Below are 14,168 nucleotides of genomic sequence, written 5' to 3' on the forward strand. Positions count from 1 at the left end.
ATTACGAAATATTTAACGAAAACGTTTTCGTGTTGACAACTTTTAAGTTTTTACCTGTAATAATGAGAAATACTCATTTTAAACCCTACTTTAAATAATCGGATATCTTTACTAAAACAATATAATAATTGTTACTTTAGAGGGCATTTATAGATTATGAAAATGACTTGTAAAAATTATTAAAATTATTGAAGATGTTTAATAACTAATTACATCTGCCCCATAAAGAACCTTAAGATTAAAAAAAAGATGAAAAGAAAGATAACATTAAAGCAAATTGCAAAAGAACTGGATGTCTCTATCTCAACGGTTTCCAAAGCATTAAGCAATAGCAAAGAAATCAGTGAAGACACCACGCAAAAAATACAGGCCTTTGCCAAACTTTACCACTACAAGCCCAACAATATTGCTCTTAGTTTAAAGAATAGAAAAACTAAAACTATCGGGATTTTAATCCCTGAAATCGTTCATCATTTTTTTTCAACGGTAATTCGAGGCATTGAACGCGTTGCAAATCGTCGGGGATATAATGTCATCGTTGGACTGTCTAATGAGTCGTTTACCAAAGAAATCATTAACATGGAAATGCTTGCCAATGGTAGCATTGACGGGTTTATTCTATCCATTTCTAAAGAAACATTACTCAAGCAAGATTACCATCACTTTAACGCCACTATTAACCAAGGGATGCCCATAGTCATGTTTGATAGGGTAGTAAATGAAGTGGATTGTGATAAAGTAATTGTTGATGACTTTAACGGCGCAGTTAAAGCGGTTAAGAAATTAGTCGAAAACGAGTGCAAAAATATAGCCTTAATAACCACCATGGACTATGTTAGTGTAGGCAGACTAAGAACTCAAGGATATTTAGAAGCCCTACAAAACAGTGGTATTGTTGCAGATTCCAACTTGATATTAAAGATTGACGATAGTTTAGATGTTGAAAATAATCTTGAGGTTTTAGAAACCGAAATAGCCCATTTTTTTAAATCAAATCCAAATATTGATGGCGTATTTGCCGTAAATGAGCTCTATGCGGTATCTGCTATGAAAGTTGCTAGAAAACTCGGATTTAAAATTCCTGATGACATGCAATTTATAGGGTTTACAGATGGTGTACTTTCAAAACATGCCACTCCTAGTTTAACAACAGTGAGCCAACATGGTCAAAAAATAGGGGAACAATCTGCAAATTTATTGATTGATAGATTAGAAGCTGAAGACGCTGAAACCGAACAATACTTCACAAACAACGAGAAAAAACGTGACTTTATAAAGATGGTCATTGAGACCGAAATTATTGAAAGAGAATCCACTAAATAGTTTCGTGTAAAATTATTGGCAAAATATTTTTATTAGGAAAAACAAAATTCTTTTATATCTTTGATTCGAAATCAAAACTTATATTTTCACTTCTCATAATAAGTTTTGATAAGTAGTATCGATTAGAATTATTGATTTTTTATATTTTAATTGATATAAAACCGCTTATCAAATAGTATTCATTTAAACATACTATTTAATGGAAAAGCGCAGATTAAGCTTCTGGCAAATTTGGAACATGAGTTTCGGATTTCTGGGGATACAAATGGGGTTCGCCCTTCAAAATGCCAACGCAAGTAGGATACTTCAAATTTTCGGAGCCGATGTTCACGAACTATCATGGTTTTGGATAATTGCGCCTTTAATGGGCTTAATTGTTCAACCCATCATTGGGCATTATAGTGATAAAACTTGGGGACGATTTGGCAGACGAAAACCTTACTTTTTAGTTGGTGCCATTCTAGCATCCATAGGTTTAGTCCTCATGCCACAAGCAGATATTTTTATAGCTTTTTTACCAGCACTTTGGGTTGGAGCAGGCATGCTTATGATTATGGATGCCTCTTTCAATATTGCTATGGAGCCCTTCCGCGCGTTAGTTGGTGATAATTTAAGAACAGACCAACGTACTTTAGGATTTAGTGTACAAACCGCTTTAATTGGTTTTGGGGCAGTTATTGGGTCATGGCTACCTTATGCATTGACTAATTGGTTTGGGGTATCTAACGAAACTACCGAAGGCACTGTACCATTTAATTTGATTCTATCTTTCATTATTGGTGCCATCATTTTAATTATTTCAATTTTGGTAACCGTTTTAACAACTAAGGAATACTCCCCTGAGGAATTAGAGGGTTTTGAAGATGAACAAGCACATTCTGACACTATAATTATAGATGGTGAAGAAGAAAAATCTAGCTTGATGGATATTTTTGAGGACTTCAAAAAAATGCCAACAACCATGCGTCAGTTAAGCTGGGTACAATTCTTTTCATGGTTTGGTCTTTTTGGCATGTGGGTATTTGCAACACCTGCAATTGCGCAACACATTTACGGTTTACCACATACCGACAGCAGTAGTTCCGCCTATCAAGATGCAGGAGATTGGATAGGAATTCTTTTTGGTGTTTACAACCTAGTTTCTGCGTTTTATGCCTTTGCATTACCTTATATAGCTAAAAATATTGGGCGCAAAAAAACACATTCCATATCCCTTATTATTGGTGGCCTAGGTCTATTATCTATCTACATCATGCCAGATAAAAACTGGCTTATTGTTTCTATGATAGGTGTGGGAATTGCCTGGGCAAGTATTTTAGCAATGCCTTATGCTATTTTAGCAGGATCTATTTCACCAAAGAAAATGGGAGTTTATATGGGGATATTTAATTTCTTCATAGTAATTCCTCAAATAATTAATGCCTTAATTGGTGGCCCACTTGTAAAGTATGCTTACGGCAATCATGCCATATTTGCTCTAATGATGAGTGGTGTTAGTTTTTTAATTGCAGCATCTTTAGTGTATAAAGTTAAAGATGTTGACGATGTAATTCAATCATAAATAACATGAACAAAATAGGAGTCATATTCGATTTAGACGGCGTTATCGTCGACACTGCAAAATATCATTTTTTAGCATGGAAAAACCTAGCGAATCATTTAGGATTTGAGTTTACCGAAGCGCATAACGAGCTTTTAAAAGGCGTTAGTCGTGTTAGGTCCTTAGAAATTCTTTTAGATATCGGAAAGGTTGAGCTTTCCGAAGAAAAAAAACAAGAGTTTCTAGTGAGTAAAAACGAAGAATACCTCAAGTACATCACCAAAATGGGACCTGAAGAAATTCTCCCAGGAGCAAAAGAGCTGCTAGATACTTTAGATAGTTTGGGAATTCATTACGTATTGGGTTCTGCAAGTAAGAATGCACCATTAATTTTAAAGCAAGTTAATTTATTTGAAAGGTTTTCAGGAATTGTTGATGGAAACAGTGTCTCTAAAGCAAAACCAGACCCAGAAGTGTTTTTAATTGGCGCTAAAAAGCTAAATCTAAAACCTGAACAATGTATTGTTTTTGAAGATGCTATTGCAGGCGTAAAAGCTGCTAATACGGCAAATATGATATCTATCGGCATTGGAGATAAACAAACACTTCATAAAGCCGATTATAACTTTAATGATTTAACTGAAGTTAATTCAAGTTTTATCAAGGAATTAATTAATTAAATGAATTTATCATTCCTTCGAAGACAGGAATCTCATCATGTAAACAAAATTAAAACAGACTCCCTCCCGTCCCGATAGCTATTGGGATTCAAGGAAATGACAAAAGGAAATAAATAGATTCCCTTCTTCAAGGGAATGACAAAGAAAACTGAAATAATGAATCAAGATTATATTAAACCAAATAATTGGTCCATCATAGAAGAAGGTTTTGATGCAGAACATGTAAAATCTTCTGAAAGCTTATTTAGCTTAGGTAATGGCGCCATGGGGCAACGTGCCAATTTTGAAGAACAGTATTCCGGCAACACATTTCAAGGAAGCTACATTGCAGGAGTATATTATCCTGACAAAACCAGAGTTGGCTGGTGGAAAAATGGCTATCCTGAATATTTTGCAAAAGTATTAAATGCACCAAATTGGATTGGAATTAACGTAATAGTTAATGGCGAGCCATTGGATTTGTACACCTGTAAATCTGTTGATAGTTTTAAACGAGAACTCAACATGGCAGAAGGCTGGTTGTCTAGACAATTTAAAGCAACCTTACCAAATGATGTACAGGTTGAAGTATCTGTGAAACGATTTTTAAGCTTAGATTTAGATGAAGTTGGAGCGATTCAATATAAAATAAAACCACTGAATAAAGATGCTGAAATTATTTTTCAACCTTATTTAGATTCAGGTATTACAAATGAAGATTCCAATTGGGATGATAAGTTTTGGGATACAACAGATGTAAGTCATTTGAATCATCAAGGTTTTATCGAAGCTAAAACGATGAAAACCGATTTCCATACGTGTACATTCATGGAATCAAAAGTTTTCATTTCAGATAAACCAATTTTGGTTAATCATAATATAATAGCCGATTCAAATCATGTGTCATTTAGTTATGCATACCCTGTAAAAAAAGGTGATACATATAGTATTCAAAAGTTTGGAGGTTATACCGTAGACAGAAATCATGATAAATCTAAATTAGTCAAAGTTGCAAAGCAGGTTTTAAAAACGGCAACAAAAAAAGGTTTCAATCAATTGCTTGAAGACCAAAAACAAGCGTGGTCTAAAATTTGGGACATGGCCGATATCACTATTAAAGGCGATATAAAAGCTCAACAAGGTATTCGGTTTAATATTTTCCAATTAAACCAAACCTATTTAGGTAAAGATTCCAGCCTAAACATAGGGCCTAAAGGATTTACTGGCGAAAAATATGGAGGCAGCACCTATTGGGATACAGAAGCCTATTGCATTCCTTTTTACATGGCTACCAAAGACCAAAATGTAGCCCGGTCATTATTAGAATACCGTTATAATCATTTAGAAAAAGCTATTGAAAATGCTGAAAAATTAGGCTTTAAAAATGGAGCAGCTTTATACCCAATGGTCACTATGAATGGGGAAGAATGCCATAATGAATGGGAGATTACCTTTGAAGAAATCCATAGAAATGGTGCTATAGCCTTCGCAATATATAATTATTACCGCTATACAGGAGATTATAGCTATATCCCAGAGAAAGGACTAGAAGTTTTAATTGGAATCTCACGTTTTTGGCAACAACGCGCCACATTTTCATCGGATAAAAACCAATACGTAATCCTTGGTGTAACTGGGCCTAATGAATATGAAAATAACGTAAATAACAACTGGTACACTAACTATTTGGCAAAATGGTGTATTGATTATACACTAGAGCAAATTGAAAAAATTGAAACAGAATATGCTTCAGACTTTTCAAGAATAGCAAAAAAAGTGACATTGTCTAAAAAAGAATTAGCACTTTGGAAAGCCATTGCAGATAATATGTATTTCCCGTATTCAGAAAAACATCAAGTGTATTTACAGCAAGATGGTTTTTTAGATAAAGAATTAATTTCAGTTGAAGATTTACCCAAATCAGAAAGACCTATAAATCAAAAATGGAGTTGGGATAGAATCCTGCGCTCACCATATATCAAACAAGCCGATGTTCTACAAGGATTCTACTTTTTTGAAGACCAGTTTTCTGATGAAGCATTAGAGCGTCATTTTGATTTTTATGAACCATTTACAGTGCACGAAAGCTCATTATCACCTTGTGTTCATAGCATTCAAGCTGCCAAATTAGATAGAATGGAACAAGCGTATACCTTCTATTTACGCACCTCAAGATTAGATTTAGATGATTACAATAACGAAGTCCATGAAGGCCTGCACATCACATCTATGGCAGGAACATGGATGAGTATTGTTGAAGGTTTTGGTGGCATGAGAATTAAAGATGACACCCTATCATTCACACCAAAAATCCCAAAACAATGGGAAGGTTATTCATTTAAAGTGAATTTTAGAAACCATATTTTAAAAGTTGACATCTCTCAAAAGCAAACGGATTTCGAAATACTTTGTGGTGATAATCTTGAAATTCTTGTGAACGATAAACCATTATTACTAAAAAGCAAAGGGCTACATGCTGTAAGCTAATTAAGATTTTCAAACCATTATAATACTAAAATTAAAACCATGAAATTTCTATATTTATTATGTTTTACAGTGTTATTATCATTTTTCAATCTTGTTAATTCACAAGAATTGAAATCACCTAATGGTGAATTAACTATGAGTTTTTCTCTAGACAATGATGGCACACCAAATTATGAATTATCCTATAAAAACAAAGCCGTTATAAAGCCAAGTCATTTAGGTTTAGAATTAAAGGATGATAAAAAATCGTTACTGAATGATTTTGAAATTCAAAATACTGAGAACTCAACCTTTGACAATACTTGGACACCTGTTTGGGGCGAGGAAAAAGAAATTCGAAATCATTATAATGAATTAGCAGTTAGCCTAAAACAAAATGAAACTAATAGAATTGTCAATATCCGTTTTAGGTTATTCAATGAAGGTTTAGGTTTTCGTTATGAATTTCCTTCACAAGAAAATCTGGTCTATTTCATAATTAAAGAAGAGAAATCACAATTTGCTATGACTGGAGACCATACCGCATTTTGGATTCCAGGAGATTACGATACCCAAGAATATGATTATACCGAATCTAAATTATCAGAAATAAGAGGCTATTCAGAAGCCGCCGTAACCGCAAATTTATCGCAAAAATCATATTCTCCAACAGGCGTGCAAACCTCATTAATGATGAAAACGGATGCTGGTTTATATATTAATTTACATGAAGCAGCCTTAATTAATTATTCGTGTATGCATCTTAATCTAGATGATAAAAATATGGTTTTTGAATCGTGGCTAACCCCAGATGCTAACGGCGATAAAGGTTATATGCAAGCACCTTGTAATACACCTTGGAGAACCATTATGGTAAGTGATGATGCTCGGGATATTTTGGGGTCCAAAATAACATTAAACTTAAATGACCCATGTAAAATTGAAGACACCTCATGGATAAAACCTGTAAAGTATATAGGTGTTTGGTGGGAAATGATAACAGGAAAAAGCTCTTGGGATTATACCGATGAGTTAGCTGCGGTGCAATTGGGTATTACGGATTATTCTAAATTAAAACCAAACGGTACGCATGCAGCAAATAATGCCAATGTAAAACGGCATATAGATTTTGCTTCAGAACACGGATTTGATGCAGTTTTGGTTGAAGGCTGGAATCAAGGTTGGGAAGATTGGTTTGGACATTCTAAAGATTATGTGTTCGATTTTGTAACACCATATCCAGATTTTGATGTTGAAGCCATTCATGCTTACGCTAAATCCAAAGGTGTTGAAATGATGATGCATCATGAAACATCAGGTTCTGTTCGTAATTATGAACGCCATATGGATACCGCCTATCAATTTATGAAAGATAATGGCTATAATTCTGTTAAAAGCGGTTATGTTGGTGGCATTTTACCTCGTGGTGAAAATCATTATAATCAATGGATAGTAAATCATTATCAATATGCTATTGAAAAAGCAGCAGATTATAAAATTATGGTAAACGCCCATGAGGCTGTAAGACCAACTGGGATTTGCAGAACCTACCCCAATTTAATTGGTAATGAATCAGCAAGAGGCACAGAGTATCAGGCTTTTGGTGGTTCTAAGCCAAATCATGTTACTGTGTTGCCATTTACAAGATTAATTGGTGGCCCAATGGATTATACCCCTGGGATTTTTGAAATGCAAATCAGCAAATTCAGTCCAAATAATAATTCTCATGTAAATAGCACTATTGCAAATCAATTAGCGCTGTATGTTACCATGTATAGTCCACTGCAAATGGCAGCAGATTTACCACAACATTATGAGCAATTTATGGATGCCTTTCAATTTATAAAAGATGTGGCGATTGATTGGGACGAAAGTCTTTATTTGGAAGCAGAACCTGGATATTACATCACAGTAGCTCGTAAAGAAAAAGGAAGTAATAACTGGTTTATTGGTAACATAAATGGAAATGAACCTAGAACCTCAAACATCAAATTTGATTTCCTTGACAAAGGAAAAAAGTATATAGCCACTATTTACGCAGATGCTAAGCACGCACATTATAAAACCAATCCACAAGCTTATAGCATTAAAACAAAGAAAGTAACGAGCAAATCAAAATTTTCTCAATTATCTGTTCCTGGAGGTGGTTATGCTGTCAGTATTAAAGAGGTTAAATAAAAAAGATTATATCCATAAGGTTTCGTTTAAAACAAAAAAGAATTATTAATCAATTAAAATAAACTAAAATGAAAAAGTTAAGTAGTATATTTATTTTTAGCTTATTGTCTTTAACGATGTCTTGTAATGATAAAAAGGAAGCACAATCTGTAGCGCCTAAAAATAATAACTTAATGGAAGAACATAACGACATTAATCGTGTTGAACCGCCAAATTGGTGGGTGGGCTTAAAAAATACCGAGTTGCAGATTTTGGTAAAACATCCAAATATTTCTGAAGCTACTCCCGAGGTTTCATACCAGGGGGTTACTTTAAAAGAAGTTCATAAAGCGGATAGCCCAAATTATTTGTTTATCGATTTGCATATTGCTCCAGATACAAAAGCGGGCAAATTCAATATTACTTTTAAACAAGATAATAAAGCGGATTTAATGCATACTTACGAGTTTAAGTCTAGAAAAAAACCATCAGAAGACTATATAGGCTTTAACAGTAGTGATGTTATTTATTTAATTACGCCCGATCGTTTTGCGAATGGAAATACTTCAAATGATATTAATGAAAATTTATTAGAAAAGACGATTGACAGAAGCGATGATTATGCGCGGCATGGTGGCGATATTAAAGGCATAACGAACCATTTAGATTACATTTCAGATTTAGGTTTTACTGCTATTTGGCCTTGCCCATTATTAACCAATGATATGCCACAAGGCTCCTATCATGGATATGCCATGACAGATTTTTATGAAATAGACCCGCGTTTTGGAACTTTAGAAGCATACAAGGAATTAGCATCTAAATCAGCTGAAAAAGGCATGAAGCTTGTCATGGATCAAGTGGCGAATCACTGTGGGGTAGAACATTGGTGGATGAGAGATTTACCATTTAAAGATTGGGTAAACCATCAAAGTAGTTATGAAGGGACGGTTGACAATAATTACAAAAAAACCATTATTACAAGCCATAGACGAACCACCAATCAAGATATTTATGCTTCTGAAATTGATAAAAATGCTATGAGCCAAGGTTGGTTTGTTTCGGCAATGCCAGATTTAAACCAAAAAAATCCTTTTATGGCAAATTATACCGTTCAGAATAGTATATGGTGGATAGAAACGGCTGAGTTAGGTGGCATCCGTCAAGACACATATCCTTATCCAGACAAAGATTTTATGAGTCGTTGGGCTGGCGACATTATGCATGAATATCCTAATTTCAGTATTGTTGGCGAGGAATGGACTTCCAATCCATTGCTCATAGGCTATTGGCAAAGAGGAGCAAATAACAGAGATGGATACCATTCAAATTTAAAGTCTCCTATGGATTTTGCAATGCAAGAAAAAATTGTACAAGCGTTTAATGAAGATGAAACATGGGATGAAGGCTTAGTAAAAATATATGAAGGTTTAGCAAACGATTTTCATTATCCAACTCCAAAAGACATTATGGTTTTTCCAGATAATCATGATATGAGTCGCATTTTCACGCAATTAAATGGAGATATAGTAAACACTAAAATGGCATTGAGCTACCTATTGGCATTGCCACGTATTCCTCAAATTTACTACGGAACAGAGATTTTGATGAATGATTTTGATAAACCTGGCGACCACGGTTTTATCCGTTCGGATTTTCCTGGAGGTTGGGATGGTGATAAAATCAATGCATTTACAGGCGAAGGGTTAACCGAAGCTCAAAAAGATATGCAACTATATCTTAAAAAAATACTGAATTACAGAAAAAACAGTAAAGCCATTCATGAGGGCAAAACAATTCATTTTGCACCACAAAACGGTATTTACGTGCTTTTCAGAGTTCTTGAAGATGAAACCGTTATTCATGTTATAAACAAAAATCAAAGTAGTATGCTACTTGAATTAGGTAGATTTTCGGAAATTGGACTAAAAGGAAGGGCTGTTAAAAACATCATTAGTGGTCATCAATTTTTCTGGGGAGACAATATGACTCTAAAAGAAAAAGGAAACGTGATTTTAACTACAAAATTGAAATAAATCAGCTTCAGACATAGTTATGATTTCAATCTTATAATAAAAAATCTAAAATTGATTTTTCATAGTCGTGATTTTTTTTATTTGTATACCATGTGTGGATAAGCGAAAACAACACGGTAACAGCAAAAGAAAATTTACACGTATTTTTCAGAAAATCATATTCATAACAAGATCGTTAAAATGTAACACATAGCGAGTCATTTAGGAAATCTGAATTCGAGGAAGCTATTAAATGGTAATTTAAAATAAATAATGATAAAAAATGAAATTATTACAATACACATTTATAGGATTAATGTTGTTAGGATTAATAATCCTAGGATTAAGTTGTAAACAGGATACAAAAGCGGCAAAAAAAGCCACTAAGGTTAAAAAAAACAAAGAGGTTGTTTATCAGGTGTTTACCCGTTTGTTTGGAAACACAAATACAACCAATAAACCTTGGGGAACGATAGAAGAAAATGGTGTTGGTAAATTCAATGATTTTACAGAGAAAGCATTAAAAGAAATTAAAGATTTAGGAGTCACACATATTTGGTACACCGGAGTGCCTCATCACGGCGTTATAAGAGATTACACCAAGTTTGGGATTTCAAATGATGACCCAGACGTGGTAAAAGGGCGCGCAGGTTCACCTTATGCTGTTAAGGACTATTATAATGTAAACCCTGATTTGGCGATAAATGTTGAAAATAGATTGGAGGAATTTCAAGCACTCATAAAACGCACACACAACGTTGGGTTGAAAGTTATTATTGATATAGTCCCTAACCACGTGGCGCGAAATTATAACAGTATTTCAAAGCCAGAAGGCATAAAACATTTTGGTGAAGACGATAATACATCGGTTACTTACCATGTGAATAATAACTTTTATTACAATCCGAATGAAACCTTTAAAGTACCTGTTTGGGAAAATGGTTATTCTCCGTTAGGATTGAAAAAGCATCTATTGGAAGATAGCAAATTCAAAGAAAATCCAGCAAAGTGGACTGGAAACGGTTCACGTTTAAGTCAACCAAATTTCAGTGATTGGTATGAAACCGTAAAAATAAATTATGGTATTTCACCCGAAGGAAAAAAGGATTTTGATGACATGCCCAAAGGGTTTGAATATGAAAATCATCAAGTTCATTTTAATTATTGGAAAGATAAAACCGTACCAAATTCATGGGAGCAATTTAAGGATATTGGTTTGTATTGGCTTGAGTTAGGTGTAGATGGTTTCCGCTACGATATGGCCGAAATGGTACCTGTTGAATTTTGGAGTTATATGAATTCACATATTAAAACAAAAAATCCAAATGCTTTTTTAATGGCTGAAGTATATAATCCAACTTTGTATAGAGATTATATTAATAAAGGAAAAATGGATTATCTATATGATAAAGTGCAGTTGTATGACACCATTAAAAACATCATACAAGGGAAAGGCAAAACGGATAATATACCACCAATTCTTGACCAATTAAAAGACATTGAACACCACATGTTACATTTTCTTGAAAACCATGACGAGCAACGTTTATCTAGTCCAGATTTTGCTGGACATGCTGAAAAAGGTAAACCTGCAATGGTAGTTTCAACAACTTCAACAACAGCACCAACCATGATTTATTTTGGACAAGAAGTCGGCGAAGACGGTTCTGAAAACGCTGGATTTGGTTCCCCTTCCAGAACCTCTATTTTTGATTATGTCGGTGTTCCTGCCCATCAAAGGTGGGTGAATAATAAGCTATTTGATGGAGGACAATTGACGAATGAAGAAAAGGATTTAAGAGATTTTTATAAAAGGCTACTAAACTTTACCATTAACAGTTCTGCTTTAGCTGGAAACTATCAAGATATTCATCTATTCAATCAAAAAAACACTATTGATTATGATGACAAAATATTATCCTATGTAAGATGGAGTGATGATGAACAACTTATTATTGTTTCAAATTTTGATGATACAAATAATTATGAATTTGAATTGAAAATTCCTGAGCATGTTATCGAAAATTGGAAATTGGATGACGAGACTTATGAAACTAAAGACCAATTATATAATCAATTCAATTCAACTTTAAAAGTTGAAAAAGGTATTGGAACTGTAAAAATAAAGCTAGATAAATTGGAATCTTTCATCTTAAAAATTCAATAGAAACATGAAGTATATATTAGTTTTAATATCGTTTTTAGTTTTATTTAATTGCGAAAACAAAAAGGACAGTCCTCAAGAAAAATCACAAACACCCTTTGTTTGGGAGGGCGCAAATGTGTATTTCTTGCTAACCGATAGATTTAATAATGGTGATACTTCAAATGATGTTAATTTTGATAGAAATTTAGAAACAGGAAAATTTCGGGGGTTTGAAGGTGGAGACATCAAAGGTATTACACAAAAAATAAACGAAGGCTACTTCACTAATTTAGGAATCAACGCCATTTGGATGACGCCTATAGTTGAGCAAATTCACGGAGGCACAAATGAAGGCAATGGTTTAAGCTATGGTTTTCATGGCTATTGGGCAAGTGACTGGACCGCTATAGACCCAAACTTTGGGACTAAAAAGGATTTACATGAATTGGTTAAAACTGCTCACAAATATGGCATTCGTATTTTACTGGATGCCGTAATCAATCATACAGGACCAGTAACCGGTAAGGATTCTGTATGGCCAAATGAATGGGTACGTACGGAACCTCAATGCGATTATCAATCTTATGATAACACGATAACCTGTACCTTGGTTAAAAATCTTCCAGATATTAAAACTGAAAGTAATAACGCAGTTGAATTACCACCGCAACTAGTTGAGAAATGGAAAACAGAAGACAGATACGAACAAGAAATCGCAGAATTAAATACATTTTTCAATAGAACAGGACATCCAAGAGCACCTCGTTTTTACATCATGAAATGGCTAACCGATTATATTACAGAATTTGGAATTGATGGCTATCGTGTTGATACCGTTAAACATGTCGAAGAAGATGTTTGGCAAGAGTTTAAGGCAGCATGCGATTACGCTTTTACTCAATTCAAAAAAAACAATCCTGAAAGGGTTTTAGATGACAACAACTTCTATTTAGTGGGTGAGGTCTACAACTACGGAATTTCTGCTACCAAAGCATTCGATTTTGGAGATAAAAAAGTAAATTATTTTGATAATGCTTTTCAAAGTTTAATAAATTTTGAGCTCAAATGGAATGCCAATCAAATGACTATGGAAGATTTGTTTACAAAGTACTCGAATATTCTAAACGGGGATTTAAAAGGCTATGGTGTTTTAAACTATTTAAGTTCTCATGATGATGGACAACCTTTTGATGCCACTAGAGAAAAACCTTTTGAAACGGCTACTAAACTATTACTATGCCCAGGCACATCTCAAGTATACTATGGTGATGAATCTGCACGCTCGTTGATAATAGAAGACACTCAAGGTGATGCCACATTGCGCTCTTTCATGAACTGGAACGCTATTCAAAACACGCCTAACACAAAGGCTATTTTAGAACACTGGCAAAAACTAGGTCAATTTAGAGCAAATCATCCAGCAGTTGGCGCTGGAATTCATCAAATGATAAGCCAAAAACCTTACGTGTTTTATAGAAGCTTTTCAAAAGATGATTTCAGGGACATAGTGGTTATTGGGTTAGACTTACCTATTGGGGAAAAAATTTTAGATGTTTCTAGAATATTTAAAGATGGCGAAATACTTCTAGATGTCTATTCAAACAAAAGTGTTCGTGTTACAAATGGTAAAGTTATATTGGAATCCAATTATAACATGGCACTTTTAGAGAAGTCAATAAATTCATAATTAATCCTGTCCTAAATAAATTTTGGACAGGATTGTTATCTATATAAAAACTTAATTATTGTAGCTTTACGAGGTGCTGCCAGAGATAATACACCATAACCGATTGAAACCCTAATCTTATAATATTAATAGATTTTGCTTCATTATATTTAGAAGTTTTAAACGAGTTACTTTA

Annotated in this window: 8 protein-coding genes; all 8 read left to right on the forward strand. The window is 34.0% G+C overall.

Annotated features, from left to right (window positions below):
- The first annotated feature begins 249 nt into the window (after positions 1–249).
- The 8 genes from ABD935_RS00625 (at position 250) to ABD935_RS00660 (ending at position 13,993) form a co-directional block, all read left to right on the forward strand.
- The gene (locus ABD935_RS00625; RefSeq protein WP_345189523.1) at positions 250–1,323 is read left to right on the forward strand and encodes a LacI family DNA-binding transcriptional regulator; all 1,074 of its coding nucleotides are present in this window, start codon (positions 250–252) and stop codon (positions 1,321–1,323) included.
- A gap of 199 nt (positions 1,324–1,522) precedes the next feature.
- Complete coding sequence (locus ABD935_RS00630) at positions 1,523–2,884, forward strand: MFS transporter (protein WP_345189524.1); 1,362 nt, start codon at positions 1,523–1,525, stop codon at positions 2,882–2,884.
- Between the two features lie 5 nt (positions 2,885–2,889).
- Positions 2,890–3,543, forward strand: a complete 654-nt coding sequence (pgmB, locus tag ABD935_RS00635; RefSeq protein ID WP_345189525.1) for a beta-phosphoglucomutase — start codon at positions 2,890–2,892, stop codon at positions 3,541–3,543.
- Positions 3,544–3,699: 156 nt separating this feature from the next.
- Positions 3,700–6,009 (forward strand): glycoside hydrolase family 65 protein, encoded by a 2,310-nt coding sequence (locus ABD935_RS00640; protein WP_345189526.1) that lies wholly within the window; start codon positions 3,700–3,702, stop codon positions 6,007–6,009.
- A 39-nt stretch (positions 6,010–6,048) separates the two neighbouring features.
- Positions 6,049–8,166: a glycoside hydrolase family 97 protein gene (locus ABD935_RS00645; RefSeq protein WP_345189527.1), complete on the forward strand. Its 2,118-nt coding sequence runs from the start codon at positions 6,049–6,051 to the stop codon at positions 8,164–8,166.
- A 68-nt stretch (positions 8,167–8,234) separates the two neighbouring features.
- Positions 8,235–10,181 carry a glycoside hydrolase family 13 protein gene (locus ABD935_RS00650; RefSeq protein WP_345189528.1) on the forward strand — a complete coding sequence of 649 codons (1,947 nt, stop codon included), beginning with the start codon at positions 8,235–8,237 and terminating at the stop codon, positions 10,179–10,181.
- Between the two features lie 262 nt (positions 10,182–10,443).
- The gene (locus tag ABD935_RS00655) at positions 10,444–12,327 is read left to right on the forward strand and encodes an alpha-amylase family protein (RefSeq protein ID WP_345189529.1); all 1,884 of its coding nucleotides are present in this window, start codon (positions 10,444–10,446) and stop codon (positions 12,325–12,327) included.
- A gap of 4 nt (positions 12,328–12,331) precedes the next feature.
- Positions 12,332–13,993: an alpha-amylase family glycosyl hydrolase gene (locus tag ABD935_RS00660; protein WP_345189530.1), complete on the forward strand. Its 1,662-nt coding sequence runs from the start codon at positions 12,332–12,334 to the stop codon at positions 13,991–13,993.
- The last annotated feature ends 175 nt before the right edge of the window (positions 13,994–14,168 follow it).

It is taken from the genome of Algibacter agarivorans, assembly GCF_039543245.1.
GTDB lineage: Bacteria > Bacteroidota > Bacteroidia > Flavobacteriales > Flavobacteriaceae > Algibacter_G > Algibacter_G agarivorans.

What these genes read in the sequence shown, in the direction of transcription:
- ABD935_RS00630 (WP_345189524.1), top strand. Translation starts at nt 1,523, where the DNA reads ATGGAAAAGCGCAGATTAAGCTTCTGGCAAATTTGGAACATGAGTTTC.
- ABD935_RS00650 (WP_345189528.1), top strand. Translation starts at nt 8,235, where the DNA reads ATGAAAAAGTTAAGTAGTATATTTATTTTTAGCTTATTGTCTTTAACG.
- ABD935_RS00660 (WP_345189530.1), top strand. Translation starts at nt 12,332, where the DNA reads ATGAAGTATATATTAGTTTTAATATCGTTTTTAGTTTTATTTAATTGC.
- ABD935_RS00645 (WP_345189527.1), top strand. Translation starts at nt 6,049, where the DNA reads ATGAAATTTCTATATTTATTATGTTTTACAGTGTTATTATCATTTTTC.
- pgmB (WP_345189525.1), top strand. Translation starts at nt 2,890, where the DNA reads ATGAACAAAATAGGAGTCATATTCGATTTAGACGGCGTTATCGTCGAC.
- ABD935_RS00655 (WP_345189529.1), top strand. Translation starts at nt 10,444, where the DNA reads ATGAAATTATTACAATACACATTTATAGGATTAATGTTGTTAGGATTA.
- ABD935_RS00640 (WP_345189526.1), top strand. Translation starts at nt 3,700, where the DNA reads ATGAATCAAGATTATATTAAACCAAATAATTGGTCCATCATAGAAGAA.
- ABD935_RS00625 (WP_345189523.1), top strand. Translation starts at nt 250, where the DNA reads ATGAAAAGAAAGATAACATTAAAGCAAATTGCAAAAGAACTGGATGTC.